We start from the raw sequence: 21,113 nt of genomic DNA, 5'->3' as shown, positions 1-21,113 counted from the left end.
ACCGAATGGGGCATAGTTATTAACGGCATAAAGCAATCGAAATCCACTCGTTCGAAAATCATTTTTAAGCAAAAAAACCGGCCAAGATAATTGACGCGAACCGGACAAAGTAATTGACACCTGATACCCTCGCAATCATCCGGGTAAAAATCATCTAAATTGTCAAAAAAAGCCCGTTACCCCTACGCGTTGCGACATCTGTCCGTAAAGCCCACCAAATGGCCTATATTGGGCTTTATTTAAAAGGCATACGCTTGTATGGACCATGGCATAAAATCACTGTTGTAATACGCTGACGGCTTCGTTTTGAAGCGGGTCAAAGATCATTATATTTACGTATGGTTATTTAGAACCGATAGGATGAATTTTGGAATAAGGCCAGATATGAAATGGATACAACCGGATGTCTGGCTTAGGAGTTAACTTGGCATATATAGCAGGTATCTGCAATTGGGGGGGGGAAATTGTTAGGTGGATAGCGATTAACAATTTAATGGCCATAGTCCAGAATTACGTAAACGCTTTGAGCAGTATCATATAAAATTTGAATAGAATAAATGAAGATGCCAATTAAAATCGCCTCGAATATAAACTCAGACGGTTTAAAAGAAGCGCAAACAACCGGACTACCTTTTAAAATTTGAACAATGGCAGCGATGCCAATTAAGCATAAATGTTCAATTGTTGATTGACGCATGGATTTCCGAGTATTTTTAAAATCAGCTTCTGCATTTTTATCAGCAATTTCACGCATTTTTGTGAGAATTACGCTTAATGTTGTTGTATTTATAGCCAGAATGGCAACCAAAATAAGAATTAGATTTTGTTCTAAAAACGTACAAATAAAAGGGCTTTTCAGCAAAACCGAAATCCCATTTATTATCGCACCTGCAACGAAAAAAGTGCATGCCATCATTATCACTTTTTTCATTTCATTAAATCCTTAAATATTCCAACTAAGTTTTCATTCGTTGCACCTTCAATTACTATTTCATCAACACTAATTTCGTTAATACCTTTGGAGGTATGGATTCGCTTTTTAACACCTTTTGCTCTCATAGAAATATCGCCACCACCTTGTGCAGAGTATTCTACAAGGCTATGAACAAGCTCATCCTCTTTGCTCGGTGTTAAGGAGGAGCTTTTATGGCTATTTAACTGTAAATGCGTCGTCTTAGTGTTTGTACTTCTATTCAGCGCTCCCAAATCAAGTTTAAGACCGTCAGATATATTAGACATGTTCGGCGAAATTAGCTCAAAATCAATCTGGGTTATTTTGCCTTCATACTTTTCAATGAGGGACCAAAAATAATTTTTTTCGTAAATCGGTTGAAAAGAAATAGACAGCTGATATTCTTTCAAATGCTTATTAAAATTATCTTCAAGTAATTTTGCTAAGGTCTTTGTATCCTGAAAACCAGCATATTGCTGAATGAGGCATTTTTGAACATCCGAACGATTGTTAATTGCAACCAAAGATGGTTCCCAATTTTCGATATCTTCAATCTCGAACTCCTTAGTTTTTCTTTTTAGATCTCGCTCAACTCCGATCTTTAAAATTAGAATGTCGTCTCTATCCGATAGTTTTTTGTGGATAATAGAACCTCGCGAATAGGAAAATGTATTTATTTTTCTGAATATTTTCGTAAGAATGGAATTCTTATTCTTTTTAAGCTCTTCGATGCTTTTGAACCCGCCGAACATACCAACTTGAAAATGCTGAGAAACAGGTAAAATTTGATATCGATATAAATTGAATGCTATCTGTTTTGCCTTGACCATAATGATTTAACTCCAATGTTCTATATGCAGAACGCTGCAAATAACCGGTGCAAATGGAGCGCAGCGGAATTTGCATCCGAGTTAATTTGTCTTGTTAGGCATTCATTTCAAATCAATTTCGGTAACGCCTTTGCGAACAGGTCACTGAAGTTCGATAGATATGACAGCAGTTCCAGCCACGTTAGCGGCTCGCACTTGCAGCTTTCCGTAAGTATGTGCAGGTGCGAGATCGATCTGGGAAACTCTTCTATATAGGCTCTTCGATAGACCGTCTCTTATTCCACTTAATTGCGCAATACTCGGATCGAAAGTTTTGAGAAGTTCTAATACAAACGACATTTTCGAGCTATCAAGACTGGTCGTTCCTCGAAACATTACTCCAGCGTCGACTATATTTGATCCTTTAGTGCTAGCTGACAACGTAGTCTCTTGAAGACGAGAAACCGATAACTCGTTGTTGTATGAACCATCTCTTAATGCCCACCCATCCTGTTTAGTGATCCCATATTGTTTCGCAAATCCACTCATGAGGAATAAATCTATATTCAAAGTTACACGAGCGCCTTGAGGTGGAAGATCATCTTTTGCCGGGCCTGACGGTGTACCGGCGCAATCTTGCAACATATTGTATGCCTTTGTAAAACCTAAGAGTGAGAACGTATGAATGTCGAGGGGGCCGCCTCCAAAATCTATTGTTATTTTTGCAGTCATCCCTTTCATCATATTGTCAACAATGCTCTTGCCTGGCATAGGTGTTTCCGGGATTATAGCGATTTTCTCTCCATTATCGACTTGCAACATAGCTCGCTTGCTTATTTTGAAATATGCCCCAATATTTTCACCAGAAAATGTGACATTGTCGCTTGGGTAACTTATTTTTAGATAGGTAGTTCCATATTTTGGATTTTTGCCATTATCAAGATAAAACGGTAAAGACCTAAGCGCGCACTGCTTGCTTTCTCCATTTATCCCCACCTCCAATACTGTCCAATTTTTTCCTTTATAAAACGTCTTAACATATGGATCACCGGCATAGGCAATAGTACTCGAAATCAGGATTAAAACGATTAAAATATTTTTCATTATTTTATCCTCCAATTTTCCCTAGGACAGTTCTCTGCCAAGTCGCCTAACGAAAAGCTTAGCCGGAGCGCGCCATGGGCGCGCGATCGGCTGTAGCGAAGGGTTAGGGGCTTGTACTTATGCACGTGACACACGTACGCCCATAGCCCTTGGTCTCTCTGGATCGGAAAATTTGGAATCGCAAACAGGACACTCCCAACCATAAGAGCCATTTTTTAATGGGGACAAATTGTTTTTTGCTTTGCATTTTGCGCAATAGCGTAGACCGTCAGCGGAATTAATAAATGTTCCGGTTTTTTCATCAAACTTGAATGGATCATTATTGTGAGAGAGTTTTTCTTCGAGTACTCGTACCGTCTCTTTAAGCTTGCCGTTATCGCGACGAAGTGTCTCATTCTCAGAGCGGAGAGCATTTACCTCCACTTCAAGAGCCGAATACTTGTCATTCGCCAGAGCAATGCGCTCCTTGAGTATGACCGCAGAGCCGTGTTCGTTAATTAATTTCTCAAAACCATCAAGTAAACCCATGTAATACCTCCTATTGTGGATGCTCCCCTAACGATAGAACTCACCTGCCAAAAAGCGCCAGCTTTTTGGTCGGGTGCAGTGATTTGTTATACGCCTCTGCCGTACCATATCATTTCATCTTGAATGCCATTGGTAGTTTGAAAGCGAAAATAGAAATAATCAAAAAAACTGCAGCTAATAAATCAACCACCATCCATAAATCCCTACCCAAATGTAAAAGAATTAAAGGATTAAAGACAAGTGAAATAAAACCAAAAGTCCAAGTCCAAACTTGTCTTTCGCTTCTATGCGCTAACCAAGAAAGATAAACTGTTGTTCCAAAAACGACCAAGCGAAGCAACGTAAAAAATCCATAAGGCCACCCCTCAATCATAGCCAAAAAGAGAAAAACAACAGAAATAATAATCGCAACGTTTTTATTCTTGTTCACTTTCATACTCAACCTCTTGGACTTTTGGCTTACGGTGGAAAAGTCCAAAAAATCTGCCTATTAAGGCTACTATAAAGAAGGCGTTAAGCCAGAAAATAACTGCTGTTGGTGCTTCAAATTTTTGAAATACTGCATAGAGAATATTTGTAAAAAAGAATCCAAAAATATAAACCCAAACTGAAGGTTTATATAAATATTCCTTCTCTTCTATAGAAAGTTTCTTTTTTAGCGATCTCCATTTGAATGCAGAAATTAAAGCTAAAATCAAAAATATAGCACCGCCTAAATCCGAAACCATATCCCCAACGTTAAACAGTTTGAACTGGTAGAAAGGTAATGCAATAACTTGAAATGAGAGCGCACCAAGTAAAAATATTTGTGGTGAATAGCCCAGAAAATCCTCAGGGGTAGATGAATAATCCTCAGAAAAAGCCAATTTTGAAAATCCAAAACAAAACAAAGTCATCAAAAGGAAAAAGCCAGTTCCTATAAAAAGAGCAAATCCTTCCTTGTACCAAACTAAAAATGGAGCAGATAGAATAGCTATAGGCCCTAATCCAAAAAGAAAGGTTAAAAGAAATGTCCAGAAAAATCCTATTACAGAGGCCCAAATTACAAAACTCAATATAAAAACCCAAATAGAAAGTATCATTTGAGCCGTTGAAAAAGAGATGGCAGAAACCAAAGCCATAGGTATAAAAATATATTTTTTACCAAAAGGCATGCTTTCAGCTTCTCTAAAATGCTCTATTAAAGACGACACTAAAACAAAAGCAGGGGAAAATAACTGAATTATAAACGGTAGAAAAATCATTAAAGCGAACGGAATTGCAATAATGTATACTATGTATTTAAAAATCGGTATATCTGTAAAAAAATAACCGATACCAACAAAGATTAAAAGTGCCCACCAATATTCCCCCAAAATTTCTATAAAGCGTTCTCTTATGTTCATGAAGTTACCCCATCATTCATTTTAGGTATGGCGTATAACGACAAACTCACCGGCCCGGCTTTTTGGGTCCGGTGAAGTGACGGGTTATGGCTTTCCACAAGTTGTAATTAATCCCTAATTCTGAAGCCAACGCTGAAATTGCTAATATGCGGCTTTCCTCGAAATCAATATTTGGGACATTCTCAATTGAGACCTCTTCTCTCATTGCTTTATCAACCTTTTCAAAAGTCTCTTTTGAAAAGAATGCCCTAACCATCCCACGGGCTCTTTCCTTTACAATGATTGTCTCTGGACGAAATTCAACTATACGTGTGCGCCCTTTGTAGGACTTTTTATTTGATTGAAGTTCAGTATCCAAAGCATCTGTTTCAAGTGAACTCAAGGCGGTCAGTGTATCAATGAATGCGTTCATTTTTATTTCATCTCTTTTTTGCGCTTTCCATATAATTTTGTGACGCAGCCAAGCAAGTATTAACGGGGACATGAACCCTGAAATTACGCCAGCAATAATTGCATCTTTCACTGATTCACCTCAATTGTATTGTGAGCCATAACGCCCGTAATGCCGATGTTAGGGCTTTAACGTAAAAGCATAAACGAACCAAGAATTTTATTAAAGCTCGGCTTTAAAATATTAAATCGAGATCTTGTTTCATCTGCACTGAATGATGACGCACCGCAATTCAATGACCAAATTGTACTTGAAGTAAAAGTCAAAACGACAATTTGTTTTCGCAAATACTTTCCTTCAAGGGCTTCTAAATTTGTTTCGATAACACCAATTAGAGCTGGAATATCAATTATATTAGCGATCCGGCTTTCGATCACACGGACTTGGGAACTCGGCAGGCCAATGTATTCTGCCCAGGCATCTTGGTCTTGGGGGAGCGATTCTATTATACGGTTTAGCTCATCTTGGCTCATATCGCTAATTTCTGGATTAACTCGCGCTAAGACATTACAGTTCCCAGGCCCATCGGGAGGGTTTACAGAAAATTTTATATTTCGGCCTTTTGGTTGGACAACTACCCAAGAGGGGGGATAGCTAATTCGAAAGCCTGTTTGATTGTTTCGGTACACAGGCCAAAAGTTAGAGTTTTCTTCTTGTAATTGAGCCCAAATCGACGTTGGAGAAATTAACAAGAGTAAAAAAAAAAGATAATGAAACTTGATTTGGTGGCGACCTAAATATATTTTGAACCAACTCATTTTTTCATATCCTCTTTTTATTTCAATGATGGACGGACTACCAACAGTACGAATCCAATTGCAAAGCCGAATGTGAGAAGTAAAATTGGGATACCCGAAAGATTGTATTGGCCAATAAGCCACAAATTAAAAATGAGAACCGCACCACCGAATAGCCTCAACTTTGCAGCTTTCTTCACCATGCCTCCTTGTTTCTTGACTTGAGCATTATCGTTATCTACAGGTTTCTTTACTGACAACTATCTCAGCAAGCTTTTCACCATAAGTATTTTTGTATATGAACGTATAAAAAAGGCCCCGATCGAAGGCAGGGTTATTTGCATTTTGAAAGCATGCGTTTGGCAATATCTCACGGCGTAACTCATCTGAATATTCTTTCAACTCTGAAGGTGAAAGCCCTTTTTTAACCCGCAGTACATACAAAAACTTAACATTCCTTGAAATCGCAACGGCTCGCGTAGAAACAGTCATGTCGTCTAAGAGTGCTTCTGAGTTTGCATTGTGCTGTGATGCGATAGCCATTGCGATTTCTTCTATTTGTTTAATCTGTGCAGTAGTTAAAGATTCAGCATATACACTCGGACAAAAAATAAGTGCCATCGCGACAAGCAAGAGCAAAACCTGAGCTTGAGTTTTCATGTGCAGAACCTCCCTTAGTTTGTATTTGCCATAACGCTCCGGCTCATGGGCCGCAAAAGGGACTGGGTCTTAACCAGAGAAAAATTAAATGATGCTTTCGAAAAACGTACAGCCACCCTGCTTTTGCGGTCCAATGGAGCCGGTTGTTGGGCTTGGTCTGCCCTTTTTTACAACCTGACCTCCAATGACAGATTGGGGAATTCCAGGAACTGAGATAGAAACTTAGCGCTCGGTTCATCAGGATCGATGTCGCTAAGTATGGAGCCGAGTTCGCCAATGCATCGAAAAGCGTTCAGGGCTGCGTCAATAATTGACCAATTCTCGGAGATGATCCGCTCTTTCTGCTGGTTCCACCTGTCAGGTGAAATGTTAACCGCCTTAGCATGAACGATGTCGTTTCGGGCAGCGATAAGCTTCTGAAGAAGAGCGATAGCCTTGTGATCGGCAGGTATTCCTTTCCCAGTAGCCAATTTCGGGACAAGCATCCATTTTGTGTGGTGTCGCATTGAGTCAACGTGTTTCTTGGAGAAGCTCTCGCCAAGCTTTCGAGCGGCGTAGTTGTAGATGTAGCACTCCAAGGCGATGATTGTGTATAAAACCACGATGGTCGCTTGACCGTCCGCTGTATCCTCAAAGCTGTCTGTGTCAAGTGAGGTCTTTCCTGCTGCTTGGATGTAACGCACCAGTTTATCTTGCGCATCAACTGCTATGCGCAAGTAATTCAGGAACGGCGTGTAGATGATTTTGCCCATGGTCTTCCTCGTGAGCCCAACGCAGAACTTTGCTTCCGCACCAGTGACATGTTGGACGCATTTTTTTTACTCGCCATGAAAACCGAGGTAACGTACTGCTCTAGTTTCTTTAGATACAGCAATATATTCGGCACTGCCGATCGATGAATGTCCAACTAACCGAAACCTAAATAAAAATTCCTTTGATCGATTGAACGCATACAGCCCGTCCGGTGGATCAGCGCATTGTTCAATCTCTATATTTTCACAGAGGAATTCATGAGCTATTTTATTTGCCTCTGCCTCGTCCATGGCGCACCTATTATCATTTTTTATTCACCAATGTGATGCCATTCACTCTCTGTCAATTCAACAATAAACCTGTACACTATATCAAGGTCACCATGCGCTGAAGCCCATTTTATATGTTCACAAAAGCGCACCTTTTTTTGAAGCGCTGACGTATCCCACCAAGCTGCCAGAATTAATGGAAGCGCAGGTTCCCACCCACCACCCTTTCGTCTTTTATCAGGCAACATTTCATATAGTTCCTGCCATCGCATAGGCTGAGGACAAACACGACTATTTTTCCGAGCCTCTTTCATTGCTTCTTCGAGGGTTGCCATGAACATTCTCTCTTTACGCCAAGCTTCAGCCGCGCGGCTTTTTGCGTCGGCTGGAAGCTTTGGTTGGGCCAGTATCCTTGTCATAGTCATCGAAAAACACACGATCTCCTATCTGAACCGAACCGTCTTCATTCAACCCAGCAATCTGGCTAAAGGTACGAGTCGGTGTTGGATTATCATGCGACCCTCCCAATATCCACTTTTCACCAAGAATAGTCCATATAAGTCTAAGCCCAAGTCTGTCGAGTCGTTCTAAAAGATCGTCTAAATCCGCAATTAAGGTTCTTGGACCGGCGTCTAAAACCGATATATCACGAAACACGTCTTTTCCATTCTTAATTTTGTAACCATCTTTACCATTCCACCAAAGATCAGAGGGTGAGAAAAAGACACGGGCAGGTACCAGCATATGAAAATTTTCATCGAGAGTTGCATCATATTCCCATTCCACTGCAAGCTCATTCCAAGCAGGAGTATAAATGACAGGAAGCTTATGGCCAAAACCACCTGTGCTATGATACTCATCTCGCTCAATGTTAAAGGGAGTGGCCCAAGGATATTCACCAGCAAAACCATAAAGCCATGAGGCACCTTGTTTCATCCATTGACCAAAAAAATTCCTGCGGTGAATGCATTCATAGCCAATTTTGAAATCATCTTTTGCAACAAGATGACTTTCAATATGCATCCACACTTGACGATATTGCTCATCCCAGCCAACATCCTCGGGTCGATCATCCCAAGCAGGATAACTGACAAGCAATAGCCATCGCTGACCGCCATATTCTTTCACTGATAGCAATTTCTCTAATGAAGGTAAGTCCCTATCTATGTTGACCCAATCTTCATCCGACAGCTGCTCCCCGATTTGAAGGTTTGCTGAGTCACCCATCCACCAGGCATCAGAATTTCTGTCACGACGAACAATTCGACAAGGCAGCGTGGGATCGAGCTTCCGTTCCTCAAGTAGGATGAAAGGTGTTCGTAACGGTGCCGGTGTCCAACTGTCTTGATTCCTCTCTATGTGATCATGTAGCCTCGAAGCCAAATGATACATTCCAATCCACTGATATTTCTTTCCGATTCTTTCAGCCCAACTTGGCTTGGCCCTACCACCTCCATGTTTGCCAAGCATATAGCCATCGTATCCTTCACATCCAGAACCTTCATAGCCGAAGTCACGGGCTATTCTTTGGAGGATCCATGCACCCATATCTTTCTTGGAGAAAGCGTGTACCCAAGGACGAAGGCAGTTCATCGAATACTTAAAGAAATCACTGAAAAATTCATTTGGTCTGAAACGTAATAGCTTGCCCCAAGCTTCTATCTGATCATCAGAGGGTAACACCTGAGGCCATTCTGAATCTATCGGTTGCATCGTCAATAGAGGATCACAGTTTTGAGGGAGAGCGTTAAGTTCGCTGGCCGCTTCGCTGATGCATCTAATCAGATCGCGGATCAACGCATTCTCAAATGCTTTAGGTTCAGACCGGTAAGCTTCCTGTAATGATGCCGTGGCATGTTGTAACATGTTGACATCTTTAGAAAGAATCAATGCGCCGTAGCAACACAGAAGAGTTCGCTCTCGAACCTTGTCATCATCACTAAAAAGCAACCGTTGCAAAACGTTCGGTAATATTCGTGGCTTGGCAGTTAGAATTGCAATCGAAGCCCGTGTTGCCGAGTCTTTTACTCGACGATCAGCGGCTGCGGTAAACCATAGGAGTACCGTACACCATCGTTCTGCGGTCTCATGTTCAAGCTGCTCCAAAGGCAGTTCAAATGCAGCATTTATCAAGCGTCGGACCGTGCTTTTTGATTCAAATCGGTCGTGAAGATATCCACACCAATAGGCGTCACGTTTGGCCAAAGGTTGCTCTTTTAAAAGCGCGTCAAACCATATTGCGTCAATAAAAGAAGGTTGCCATGATATGGCAAGCAAGGAGTCCATGGCTTCAAAGGAGAAATCCTCCCAAGCCAGTGCTTCCCGAATCAGTACTCCTGACCTGGCAGTGAAGGATCTGGGATCTCTTGAAGGAAATGATCGAACCACAATTCGTATTAGTGAGTTTCGTATTGAAGCATCATCAACAAAATTTGGGAGTTCAACTCCAGGATTTTGCTCTGAAGCGAGGATAGAAAGCGCAGCAAGGACACCGCTATGCTGTTCCAGAGCATCATGATCCCCAAACAAACTGTGGAGCACTCCTCCGGGCTGGCACTCCACAACAAGGCCCTTTTGGTTACTTCTTTCCAGCAACTCTGCTGCGATTAGAAAATCTCCTAGTCGCTCAAACGCTGGTCGAACAACACTTTCATCACCAAACAGAGTATCAGTGGATGGAGCATCCTCCACCAGCAAGTCTGCACGCACGAGCCAATCAAGAACAGGCAATGTGCTGGCTTGGGGTCGCACGTCAGAGATTAACCTTTGTGCTTGGGACCATGAAAGTGATGACTCCCCTATGTCAACTATTGCGCGCACGATTGCCATAAGACATCCACTTACAATCTTTGCGCCCTCGCTGGTCTCATATTCTGTTGCAAACTGTCGTTCTTTTTCGTCAAGGAATGCCCGAATGGTTGGTGCTAATCCGTGCCAGCCTGATGGCATACGCCGGAGGCCACGTGAACGCAAAGTTTCGCAGACCAGCCGAAGGTAGAGGGGGTTGGATAATTCGGGTTGTAGGATAGGTGAGATCGGTGGTTCGAGGTCGTAATGGCGAAAAAACGCCTGACATGCGTCCCGTTCGATGCCCGAAAATCCTGTGTGCTCTATGATAGGCAGATTATGGTTTTCAGGAAGGCAATACGATAGAAATGAAGTTCTGCAGGTTACGCAAAGCCGCAAATACTGCCTGCGCTGAATTGCTTGTGAGACTGCGGATATACGATCTCGCCAGTATCGCAAGGGGCGGGTTTCATTTATCGCGTCAATATTTAAAATGAGTAGCGAGCCAGATGCTTTACCAGCTGCGTTCAATGCATCAAGAAAGCCATTCATTCCAAGTGTGACAGGGAGTCCAAGAGTTTCCAAAATCCTTGTCCAAGGATCAGGCTCACCTCTAAATTCATGCCCAAAACATATACACGAAAGGAGATTATCACTAAAGCGATAGTCGGCAGCATCGCATACCCCGTGTGTCTTTCCAGATCCCGCAATACCTGATATCACAAACACCGTATTATACGCGAGGAAGCAAGAGGGCGAAAGAAGCCACTCATGTAGCTCCGTTAGCACGACAATCGCTTCTCGTGTGTAGTCCAAATTGGCAGCAGGAAAAGAAACCATGTATTCTGCCATGAATTGGCGAAAACCAGGTGAGTCAGCTTTTCCCTCACCGTGTTGTGTTTCAAGGTCTTTAATTAAATTTGATTCAACCGACTTAAAGCGGTCCAAAAGGTTACTAAGTTTATCAACAGAGCATTTGTAGAGATCTTCATCGCCAATTGTGGCAAGACTATCACATTCGTTTAGAAGTCCCCCGGTATCTGCTATTAAGGTCTGTATCTGGTCACGTGAGGTCTCCGGCCATGCTGGTGACATCGAATCAGAATCACTTCTGTTTAATGCGGCAACCAAGTTTTCATTAGCTTTCCGGCACGCAAGGATCTTGCCTTTAAACTCATTCGACCATGTGGCTGTTCGACCAAACGCTGCAAACCATTTCCACAAATCCGTTTTAACATTTAATGCGGGCGTGTATCGTGGGCCGGCAGTTTTATTTGCAACTCCAAGATGCTCTAAAAACCATTCGTTTGTTAAGATTGTCTGATTAAAGAAATACTCTCGAACACCTCCATGTACATCATGTTCCAACAGCAATTCTATAAGCCTGGATGCAGGCCAAGCAACAATATCGAGTTGGCGACCTTCCGCTTTGGCTTTCTGCTCATGACTTTTTCGCCAGTTGTCGAATTTCTCCTGGGCACTCAGACCTTTTCTGCCCGTTGGGCCTGTCAGATCGAAAGGGAAACAGACAAAGTATCTTGTCAGCGCAGGGTGAATATTTAGAGCGGTGGTCAGTGATCCAGTGGCTTGTGTGAGGAGAGACCCTATGTCAAATACACATTTCGCTTGCCAGCCAACCCGGCCATCTGAATAATCTGCAAAACATTCTACACCGCCATCGCCTCCGGCACCATGAAGACGGATAAATGCGGCATCGCTTGGAATTGTGCGACGGGCAAGTTGGCAGCAAAGCTCTTCAAACGCCTCACGCTGTCCACCACAACGAGGCGCAATCAGCCTGAAATCTATTTCTGTCACCTTTTCCACCTACTCATAGTTTAACATTTATCAATTAAGGCCCAACGCCAAGTTAAGCTGCAAACGGGTAAAAAAAATAAAAGCAATTTACTTTGAGATCTCTCAGTGATGTAATCCTGCAAATTATCCGAAGCAGCCAGTTTGTCAGCTTGAACGTTTGGTTCAAGTCTACTGACATTATATATGGTGAAAAGTACATAGCGGTTTTATGACCGGCTATGAAGTGTCGGGCAAAACGCCACAATTCATTTTAATATTACTGAGACAGACAATCCGCCCAAACCCATCTTTTATAAACCATGGAACCATCCGGCCTTTTTTACATTCGGGGCATTGTTTATGGGTTTTCTCCGACTTCGTATTATTCTTATCGACGGTATCGCAGTGCAATACCCCTCTGATATGAGAGACCATCTTCTTGCATCGGCCGTTCGCTAAAAATCCGTAATGGCGAATCTTATGAAACCCTTTTGGCAGAACATGAGAAAGAAACCGGCGGATAAACTCCGATGCGCTTAAATCCATTTCCTTCCATGTAAATCTACTGGCCTTGTAATCCTTGTAGCGGAACAGAACACGCCCGTTATTTACATCGATAATCCGTTGATTGCTGATGGCCACCCGGTGGGTGTAACGACCGATGTATCGCACCACCTGCTCGGCATCTCGAAATGGCGTCTTGCAATACACAATCCAGTTGCGGCAGACGAGATCATCGATCCAGCGTTCAAAATGAAATTTTTCCCGCAAATGAGAAAGGTCATCAGGAAAGACGATTTTTTTATCAGCGTATGCTGTTTTTAACCCCTCTATGAATTTACCCCGAAAGACTTTAGACAAGGCACGGACCGGAAACAAAAACTTGCTCTGATACCTTGGTGTAAGCCAGCGATCATCATCACTCAATGCCCCTCCGGGTACAATAAAGTGAACGTGCAAATGCGGCCACATGCTCTGACCCCAAGAATGCAGTATTCCGTAAAATCCGAGTTCTCCGCCCAACCACTTCGGGTCTCGTCCGAATGTCAGAAGCGTTTCTGCCGCAGTAGAAAACAGAAGGTCATATATAAGAGCCCTGTTGTATGAAATGAGGGCGTTAAGAAGATGCGGCAGTGTAAAAACGGCGTGATAGTATGGAACCGGGAGAATATCTTCAAGCCTGGCTTCAACCCATTTGCGCCGGTTTATGCCCTGGCATTTGGGACAATGTCGATCACGACAGGAATTAAAATCGTCTTCAATATGCCCGCAGGCATCACACTTGTCTACATGGTAACCGTAATGAGATGTCCGACAGTGCTCAATCGCATACATAACTTCATGCTGCTTTTTAGTCATGCCGTTCTGGGAACGATATTCTTCACCATAGCAACGAAAAATATCGGCTACTTCTTTATGGTTGGAATGCTCGTCAGTAGTGCATATTTCTTTCATAATTGACCACCAAAACGACACGAAATAGACATAACTATTTAATATTATACACTATCCTGAATTTATTCTTACTTGAACAAGTTATTAAGCAGTTTCTGTTTAACTACACAACCCAGAAATTCTTTCCGACTAATTTCCGGCCAAATCATGTTAATTTCTAACTGGATAACACTCATTCCGGAATGATAACCGGAAACCGTATAACTATTCACGAATTGTGTTTTATCCATTGTCCTGCATGAAAAACCAGCTGCAGACAAATCGAGTACAGATGTAAAGTAAAAAATATTTCGAGATCAGATGAACTGGAATAATGGACAAAATACTGTAGAACTGAGGTGCTGTTATTTTCTCACGATAGGGATAGTATAAACAAGATGGGCAATTTGCAAGGGAGAATGTCTTTTTTCAACTTTTTCCCGGGAGTATGGACTTCAAAGCGTGTTGAGATACCTTGCCAGTGTTCAAAATTGAATAAATTCAGGAATGATGACAGATATGAAACGGACATCTCAGGAAAGGTGCTAAGATTGATTACCCAATTTCATTTAACAACACGTCACACACCTCTTTGTCTTCAATGCCGACATAACGCATGGTAACTGCCGGGTTACTATGATTCAACCGTTTGGTTATGATTTCAATCGGAACATGAAATTTAACCCGCTGCTGATAAGCCCAGGTCTTACGCAGGGTATGGCTGCCATAATTGCCCGACAGGTTGATTGCCTTTGTCCAGCCTTTAATCAATCTACCTGTGGACTGTGAGGACATATGGCTGCCTTTCCGTGAACTGAAAATGTAATCATCTGCATCCGGTTTGATCTGCTCAAGATAAAAATCCAAGACTTTCCGAACTGATTTATTAACAATGAGAATATTCTGCTTGCCGGTCTTCCGTTCCGTAATATGGAAAAACTCCCCGGCTTTCAGGTCTTTCAACTGGTGAACTTTGAGTGGTACTAAATCGGAGCATCTCAACCCGTTATTGATACCAAGTACCCACAACAACAAATTACGTGGTTCAGATTTTAATAGTTTGCCGATTGATTTGATATCTTGAATTTTCCTGACTGGTTCAACCCGGACTTTTGTTCCTTTTTTTATCCCATTCCTGTTTGCTGCCATTAAAGCCTCCTTTAATATGAATGTGTAGTTTATGCCAAATACTATGATAAACTACACATTAAAAAACAAGGATAAAATAAAAAATCGGGTAAAAGCCGTTAAGAGTATCTATCCATGGGCTTCTTGGGTTTTCTGCGAATGTGTAGTTTTATGTAAAAGTACACATTCAGAATTTTTTTCCTCAAATATAAAATTGTCTTTTTCGATAAAATCAAAATTGTCTGTGTCAAATTCTGCCCTGGTATCTTCCTCATTTTTTTTCATGATTTACCTTTTTCCCTTAAATACCCCCATTCAGGGTAATTAAAATTTAAACCGGATTTGAATCCTAATTAATCGGCGCCATTTTGTGCCGATCTTTTCAAAGGGGAGAATCCTCACATTAGAATACCAACAAAACTCAATATCTCATGGGTTTTGTATGCAGCCACAAGCCCTATCAAACCCTACATATCTTGATATCCAGCCACAAGCCCATTAAGCCCTCTAAAATCCTCATATCAGCATTTTATATAAAAGCCTTGCCACCATATGAACAATGTCATGAAGCCCTGATATTTAGCCGCTGAGCTGGTCGTTTTAAAGCTGGGACGGGTTTGAGCTCACGGGAGTTTTATCCCCCTGTTTAAGGCATGAGGTTTGCCTCGTCTTAGCCTCAGCCCTTTACGGAGGCCAGAAATTAACCGTTGCCCTGATATCTTTTAACCGCCTGAACCCCTTTTGCCGACAATCTATGACCACACATAGAGCTCCGTATCATCAACCCCCTTCCCCGAAGCCTGGTTAGTGACCGGGACACAGCAACCGATGCAGCCGAGTATTTTTTTACGCCAATCTGGGCCCGACTAAACTTGATCGCCCGATATGCATATGCAGGTTTAAACTTGTACCATTTGATTAAAATATCGGCATTTTTAACAATGCCATTCAGGTACGCTTCGGATATGATAAATCGCTGTAGCTTAGAAAGCCCCTGGTCTTTGCCCCTTTTTATTGTTGTCATGCTGCCTGAATACCATGTTTCTCGTATGTGTAACGCCGTGCCGTTGCCGATGCTCGAAGCGGCCCGATGTTTGTATCAATATAATCGAATACCCGCGCCTTGGTTTTGCCTGGTGCCGGTCTGAGGACTCGCCCCGCACACTGGATGACTCTCCCGGAAAATCGAATCGGGGTCGCCATGAAAAGCGTTGTCAGGCTTTGACAGTCAAAACCTTCAGATAATAGGGATGTCGTGCTTATCAACACCTTGATATTGCCTGCATTCAACTGTTTGATGATCTCTGCCCGTTTCTTCGTGGACAGGCCCCCGGTCAGAACTGTTGACGGTGTGCGGAAATCATCCGCCAGAATAGATTGAAGCGTTTCACAATGCGTTTTACGGTCGGACAGTACAAGACACACGCCTTCAGCTTTGCGCGTCTCCCGCGCTACATCAGAGGCAATCAGGTTATTCCTTTCGGCATCCGCGCAAAGCTCCGATAACATCTTGCTGTATTCCACTGAAGGATTCAGGTCAGTTCTAAAATCTGTCTCCCGGGTTACGATCTCGGCCCGTAACACATCGCCCGTTTTCTGAAGCGTCCCGGGCTCAATCTTGTGGCATATATCGCCCAAGGATAAAAATATTAAACGACTGAGCTTGTCCCGTCGGTAGCAGGTAGCAGATAACCCGGTCAGATATTTACAGTCAAAGGAGGTTACGCATTCGGTAAACGTCCGGCTCGGCGTTCTGTGGCACTCATCCACCACCACATGGCCGAACCTATCGGATACTTCAGCGGCACATTTGTATAATGATTGAACAAGCCCCACCGTGATCCTGCCCCCGATCTTTTTCTTGCCGCCGCCGATGATCCCGATCTCGTCTTTTGGGACACCAAGAAAAGAAACAATCCGGTCCCGCCATTGGTTCAGAAGCTCCCGGGTGTGTACCACTATCAAGCAGGGCTGCCTCCGTTCCGCTATAATCTTCAGAGCCATGATCGTTTTACCGCTCCCCGTCGGTGCTGATAGAACTCCTTGCGTATGTTTGAGCATATCTTGGACTGCTGTTGTCTGGTACGGCCTGAGCTGTGCTGAAAAGGTGAAGTCAACCTCTGATAGGACTCGCCGCTGATCCACATAAATTGGACTTACGCCATAGGCTCGGCATAGATTAACCAGCTGCCGGCCGAATCCTCTCGGAACAATCAAGCCACCATGGGAAAGTGCTGTGTAAAACCTGAGGAGTCTCGGCGTTTGATAGTTGCTGAACCCGCGCCGGTCATTTTCGATCCATTTCGGATTTGTAAGAGTCAGCTTTTCCCGGATCGCGTGGGGCAGGGAATCCGGAATCTCTGCCAACTCTAAATGGTTTGAAATTCTGATTTTCATGTTCTGCTCCGGTCCGGTATCGGGAAGCCCTTCTCGTCCTTTTCCCAAAAACCAAGAGGGCACCTCGGTAAATCAATAACCGGCCCGCCAACCTTGTCACACCATAAAAAGATAATGTCCTTTTGTTCGTACCGGCAAAATTGGCAGCTGGTTCCCAAACATCGTGGGCGATAGGTGTCCCCTTGGTTGTTTTTATTATCCTTGCTACCGCTATTTCCGCTATTTCCGCTATTGTTATCACTATTTGCAATAAATCCAATGCCTTGACTAATTTGCGAATCTGCTATTCCGTTGCTACGGGCTGCTATTTTTTTGCTATTCTCTGCGGAAGCAGTGGCCTGTTTATCCAAAATAGCAGGCAATAGCAACTCATTCGCAACCGTAACTCTTTGCTTTTGTTCATTAATAGCGGAAATAGCGGGAATAGCAGTAGCAGAGGGTTTAAAAAAGGTATTTTTTGTTTCCAACTCGTCAAGATAGCTCATTGAAACATCTCCCTGCTTCCGGGTTCAGCCGGTAGTATGTTGTTCTGGTTTCGTTAAATTCAATTAACCAAAAATTATCACGTAAGAGATTAACAGCTCCATCCCTGCGCTGTTTTTTCCGTAGGCTGTTAGGCCCGTATCTCAGTAAATCTGCCGGGGCTATTTCCTTGTCTTGGTATTCCCGATCAATTAACCATTGCAGAAGTGTCTTGGCGTCTCGTTCTTCTTGGGTCTGGTCTATAAGGCCAAATACCCGCTTCGACTCTCTGAGAAACCATAGCGCAATCCTGGCCGCGCTTTCCATAACCTCTGATGATATGCTGCCGGTGGCTCCGTGTAAAAAAATATGAAAGAGTCCTGACAGCCTCGCTGCATTCTCTGCTATTTTGGCCCCAAAGTCCGGCACCTCATGAAAGATACCTTCCGGCCCTAGCTCAACCTCAATGGCATCGTGGAATTTAATCCATTTTTGTTTTGCATCTGTGGATAGCTTTAAAATTGGAAGAACCAGACGGCCCAACTCATCCATGGGTAAGGGCATATTCAATAGAGTTTCAATCCTTCTAAAAAAAGGCTTGCTCATAGGCCATGTATCCGGTGGCTCTTTATATGGTCGCTGCCCAATGGTAGAAATGGGATAAGAGATTAGATACCGCGCCAGCATGCCGATACCGCGCGCAATACCTTTTTGACCGCTTAATAGTTCTTCGATAACTGCTGGCTGCATCATAAGCGAACAGGACAACCGCCGCCCCTGGATATCAATGTTTTCCGTTGTTCTTCGGCTGTTTCGGTAGCCACCCCCGTCCCATAATTTATTAAGCATCGACAAGAAAAGCAGCCTGGTTTCCGCTTGAAAACCATTACCGCCAACAACTGAACCCGCCTCATCGGACCATATCGACGCGCTCGGATAGCCTTGTGATAAGTCGGCCCCCAGGCTCGCCGGGTTAGTATCCCCATAAAATATTTCAGGCATTTTTTTTAGTTGAGGTTTTTCTTGATATAAATTTTTAAATTCAGCCTCAAGTTTGGCTGTGGGTTTCCCGGCCTTGGTTGCTGTCTTTAAACTTTCAGATAGCCCCTTGCACTTTGCGGCCCATGCTTCATGCTTGGCCTCGCTTTCGGCAACTTCCGCCCGGCTGCGCTCCCGGAATAACTCAAGCCATTCTGAAATAGGTGTTTTAAAGTGTTTGTCACTCGCCGTTTTACGTTCCCCGGACACACCAAGAATTATTAAATTTAGGGATAACGGCCCTGTTAATGCTGTGTCTCGCCCAACATCTGCAAATCCCTGACACACAAGCGACAGGGCAGCCAAGGCAGAACATGCGACCAAGGATAAAGGTTGTTGTCCATAAGCTTGGTACTCAAGTATTGCGGCCCTGATATTTTCAGGGAAAGCATTCACGGGAAACGGCCCGCCGCCCTTATTTTTTGACCATAAATCAATCGGCGGCTGGATCGTATGGCGTGCTTCTGCCAGCTGCTTTTTCACGGCATCGATGCCCTCCAGGTAAGCAAGATCATTGAAATCTGTCGGCTTGCTGGAAATGTCCTTGAACTTCGGGCTTACCATCCGCGCCCCAATAGCATCCGCCGCCGCTCGTGCAGCTGTCAGTCCCGAATTGTTTGGCTTCCATTGGTCGTCATCGGCTGCAAGAATAATCTTTGAATTAGGGTGTTTTTCCCGGATCACCTCGGCAACTGGTTTCAGGTTCCCGCAATCGAGAGCGCAAACGGTATGGTGCCCTGTTGCCTGGTGGATAGTGGCCCCGGTTGAGAATCCTTCAGCGATGTAAACGGTTTCGGTGCTGCCCGGGATCTCAAAGAAATTTCCCTGCTTTGCACCACCAAGAAGGAAGCGCTTTACACCGTCTGGCGTGATCCTCTCTATTGTGTGAATGGTGCCGTTCGCATCCCTGGCGGGAACCACAAGCCGCCCTTGCTCATCGACCTTGACGCCATGAGGCTGAACCTGTTTTCTTTTCAGATATGGGTTGTCTGCTGTTGCTGGCTTAGCTGATTCCCAGACCTTCAAGGCTTCCTGTCGGGCTTTTCCGTGAATTTTTTTTTTCTCGGCATCCCGCGCTTGCTTCTGAGCTTCGATGTGCCGGGTGTACTCGGCACATTCAGTCTGTGTCATTTTACTTTGGGATTTCGCGCACCAGGTAAAGGACTGCTCGGCCCTCCAGTCCCCGAAAGATCCCGCCGGGATTCCGTCCAGGTGAAGACAATACCAGGCATCAGAATTCTTGCGGCCCTCTGGCTTGAACCTGTGGAGTTCGCCATCCGGTATGATTTCAGTTTGGCAGCTGATCCCGTTTTTCAGCATCGCCGCCCGTAAGGAGGAAATGATTTCGCTGCTGTCGAGCGCTGCGATAATCATCGCTGGATCAGGAGTTACTTTCACGGACGCCTCCATTATTTTTTGGAGGGACAAGTCTTGCGCGCTTTTTCATATAACGGACCAGACTTTTCGTCGGATAGGCAACCGTATTCCCGATTTTTATCCGGCCTTCTGGGCCGGCGCCAAGACTGTCTGCATTTGCCAATGTCCGGGGGTTGAGGATCCCACCGCTGAATTTTCCGACTTCCTTACGCGCTACAAATGGCGCAGACCACATTTCCGCGAACATGTCGAGATTAAGCTCGTTAACCATATTGAAAATATTCCCATCACCATTGAACACTCTTTTAAATACTGATGGCTGTGTTCCCCCTGCAATATTGATTCTGGAACCTTCCAGGGTAAGGGTATCCTTGACCCTTATTTTTCGTGCCCGTTTGCCATCATATAATTTTAACATTCCCTGCCGGTCTGTGCCCTTGCCCCCAGATTTATACTGATTTTGACCATCAAAAAAAACCGATGCCTCATCATTGATAATCATGGTACCCGCATTAAGTGGCTGATCTCGGAAAAGGGCCTCAATTGTGTAATCCGTTGTGTAAAGTCCACCCGGCTGGATGGGTTCGGGAATGTTTTTGCCCGGCCTCTTATCTGGATTGACAAGTTTCATTTTTTCCCTCCAGGGAATTTAGGAGTAGGCTTTAAAGTTTCCGCTGCTTCGGTCTTCTGGATTTTATCAGCTATGGCAGGGTGGAGTTTCGTTCTGATTCTATGAATAACGCTTTGGACAGGGTAGATCACCTGGTTCCCAATCATGTACCGACCCTCGATACCACATCCAAGGGAATCCTTGTTGGCCTCGGTTCGTCCATGCAGAACTTCGCCGGTGGCCTCTGTAAGTTTTTTCCGGGGAATCCCAAACGGGAACCGCTTTTCAAGGTCTGTCTGCAATTTTTGTAAAATTTCTTCGTTCATGGATCTTTTCTCCCATTAATAGACATAAAAAAACGCAAGCATCACAATGTTGCTTTGTGATCTTGCGTTCCGTTTTAAATGAAAATTTAGGAAGAAATAAAGCAGGTGA

At 43.7% G+C, this 21,113-nt stretch carries 20 protein-coding genes; all 20 read right to left on the bottom strand.

The features are described from left to right. Nucleotides 1–490: 490 nt before the first annotated feature. Nucleotides 491–931 (bottom strand): hypothetical protein, encoded by a 441-nt coding sequence (locus PHQ97_12695; protein MDD4393592.1) that lies wholly within the window; start codon nucleotides 929–931, stop codon nucleotides 491–493. Then, on the bottom strand, nucleotides 928–1,782 hold the full coding sequence (locus PHQ97_12690; GenBank protein MDD4393591.1) for a hypothetical protein: 855 nt from the start codon (nucleotides 1,780–1,782) through the stop codon (nucleotides 928–930). The genes PHQ97_12695 and PHQ97_12690 overlap by 4 nt, the downstream gene beginning before the upstream one ends. Nucleotides 1,783–1,923: 141 nt before the next feature. Continuing rightward, nucleotides 1,924–2,865: a hypothetical protein gene (locus tag PHQ97_12685; GenBank protein ID MDD4393590.1), complete on the bottom strand. Its 942-nt coding sequence runs from the start codon at nucleotides 2,863–2,865 to the stop codon at nucleotides 1,924–1,926. Between the two features lie 117 nt (nucleotides 2,866–2,982). After that, on the bottom strand, nucleotides 2,983–3,393 hold the full coding sequence (locus PHQ97_12680) for a hypothetical protein (GenBank protein ID MDD4393589.1): 411 nt from the start codon (nucleotides 3,391–3,393) through the stop codon (nucleotides 2,983–2,985). Nucleotides 3,394–3,502: 109 nt separating this feature from the next. Continuing rightward, the gene (locus PHQ97_12675) at nucleotides 3,503–3,829 is read right to left on the bottom strand and encodes a hypothetical protein (protein ID MDD4393588.1); all 327 of its coding nucleotides are present in this window, start codon (nucleotides 3,827–3,829) and stop codon (nucleotides 3,503–3,505) included. Next, nucleotides 3,810–4,778 (bottom strand): hypothetical protein, encoded by a 969-nt coding sequence (locus PHQ97_12670; GenBank protein ID MDD4393587.1) that lies wholly within the window; start codon nucleotides 4,776–4,778, stop codon nucleotides 3,810–3,812. Before PHQ97_12670 ends, PHQ97_12675 begins: the two co-directional genes overlap by 20 nt. Before the next feature lie 46 nt (nucleotides 4,779–4,824). After that, entirely contained in the window at nucleotides 4,825–5,301 is a 477-nt protein-coding gene (locus tag PHQ97_12665; GenBank protein ID MDD4393586.1) for a hypothetical protein, read from the bottom strand. Nucleotides 5,302–5,357: 56 nt separating this feature from the next. Next, on the bottom strand, nucleotides 5,358–5,987 hold the full coding sequence (locus PHQ97_12660) for a hypothetical protein (GenBank protein ID MDD4393585.1): 630 nt from the start codon (nucleotides 5,985–5,987) through the stop codon (nucleotides 5,358–5,360). Between the two features lie 213 nt (nucleotides 5,988–6,200). Continuing rightward, nucleotides 6,201–6,626 (bottom strand): hypothetical protein, encoded by a 426-nt coding sequence (locus tag PHQ97_12655; protein MDD4393584.1) that lies wholly within the window; start codon nucleotides 6,624–6,626, stop codon nucleotides 6,201–6,203. Between the two features lie 167 nt (nucleotides 6,627–6,793). Further along, complete coding sequence (locus PHQ97_12650; protein MDD4393583.1) at nucleotides 6,794–7,378, bottom strand: hypothetical protein; 585 nt, start codon at nucleotides 7,376–7,378, stop codon at nucleotides 6,794–6,796. Between the two features lie 311 nt (nucleotides 7,379–7,689). Beyond that, complete coding sequence (locus tag PHQ97_12645; GenBank protein ID MDD4393582.1) at nucleotides 7,690–7,983, bottom strand: hypothetical protein; 294 nt, start codon at nucleotides 7,981–7,983, stop codon at nucleotides 7,690–7,692. 25 nt (nucleotides 7,984–8,008) lie between these two features. Beyond that, a complete protein-coding gene (locus PHQ97_12640) occupies nucleotides 8,009–12,253 on the bottom strand; it encodes a hypothetical protein (GenBank protein ID MDD4393581.1) in 4,245 nt (1,414 codons plus the stop codon). A gap of 216 nt (nucleotides 12,254–12,469) precedes the next feature. Next, complete coding sequence (locus tag PHQ97_12635; GenBank protein MDD4393580.1) at nucleotides 12,470–13,687, bottom strand: IS91 family transposase; 1,218 nt, start codon at nucleotides 13,685–13,687, stop codon at nucleotides 12,470–12,472. A 534-nt stretch (nucleotides 13,688–14,221) separates the two neighbouring features. Further along, complete coding sequence (locus PHQ97_12630; GenBank protein ID MDD4393579.1) at nucleotides 14,222–14,815, bottom strand: tyrosine-type recombinase/integrase; 594 nt, start codon at nucleotides 14,813–14,815, stop codon at nucleotides 14,222–14,224. Between the two features lie 108 nt (nucleotides 14,816–14,923). Further along, nucleotides 14,924–15,079: a hypothetical protein gene (locus tag PHQ97_12625; GenBank protein ID MDD4393578.1), complete on the bottom strand. Its 156-nt coding sequence runs from the start codon at nucleotides 15,077–15,079 to the stop codon at nucleotides 14,924–14,926. A gap of 735 nt (nucleotides 15,080–15,814) precedes the next feature. Next, entirely contained in the window at nucleotides 15,815–17,191 is a 1,377-nt protein-coding gene (locus PHQ97_12620; GenBank protein ID MDD4393577.1) for a DEAD/DEAH box helicase, read from the bottom strand. After that, complete coding sequence (locus PHQ97_12615) at nucleotides 17,188–17,676, bottom strand: hypothetical protein (GenBank protein MDD4393576.1); 489 nt, start codon at nucleotides 17,674–17,676, stop codon at nucleotides 17,188–17,190. The genes PHQ97_12620 and PHQ97_12615 overlap by 4 nt, the downstream gene beginning before the upstream one ends. Further along, the gene (locus tag PHQ97_12610; GenBank protein ID MDD4393575.1) at nucleotides 17,663–20,089 is read right to left on the bottom strand and encodes a DUF3987 domain-containing protein; all 2,427 of its coding nucleotides are present in this window, start codon (nucleotides 20,087–20,089) and stop codon (nucleotides 17,663–17,665) included. Before PHQ97_12610 ends, PHQ97_12615 begins: the two co-directional genes overlap by 14 nt. Continuing rightward, nucleotides 20,073–20,699, bottom strand: coding sequence for a DUF3987 domain-containing protein (locus tag PHQ97_12605; GenBank protein MDD4393574.1), 627 nt, complete (start codon nucleotides 20,697–20,699; stop codon nucleotides 20,073–20,075). Before PHQ97_12605 ends, PHQ97_12610 begins: the two co-directional genes overlap by 17 nt. Continuing rightward, nucleotides 20,696–21,004: a hypothetical protein gene (locus PHQ97_12600; GenBank protein ID MDD4393573.1), complete on the bottom strand. Its 309-nt coding sequence runs from the start codon at nucleotides 21,002–21,004 to the stop codon at nucleotides 20,696–20,698. The genes PHQ97_12605 and PHQ97_12600 overlap by 4 nt, the downstream gene beginning before the upstream one ends. Nucleotides 21,005–21,113: the final 109 nt, after the last annotated feature.

This window comes from Desulfobacterales bacterium, assembly GCA_028704555.1.
Lineage (GTDB): Bacteria > Desulfobacterota > Desulfobacteria > Desulfobacterales > JAQWFD01 > JAQWFD01.
This window is presented reverse-complemented; position numbering and strand designations above follow the sequence as displayed.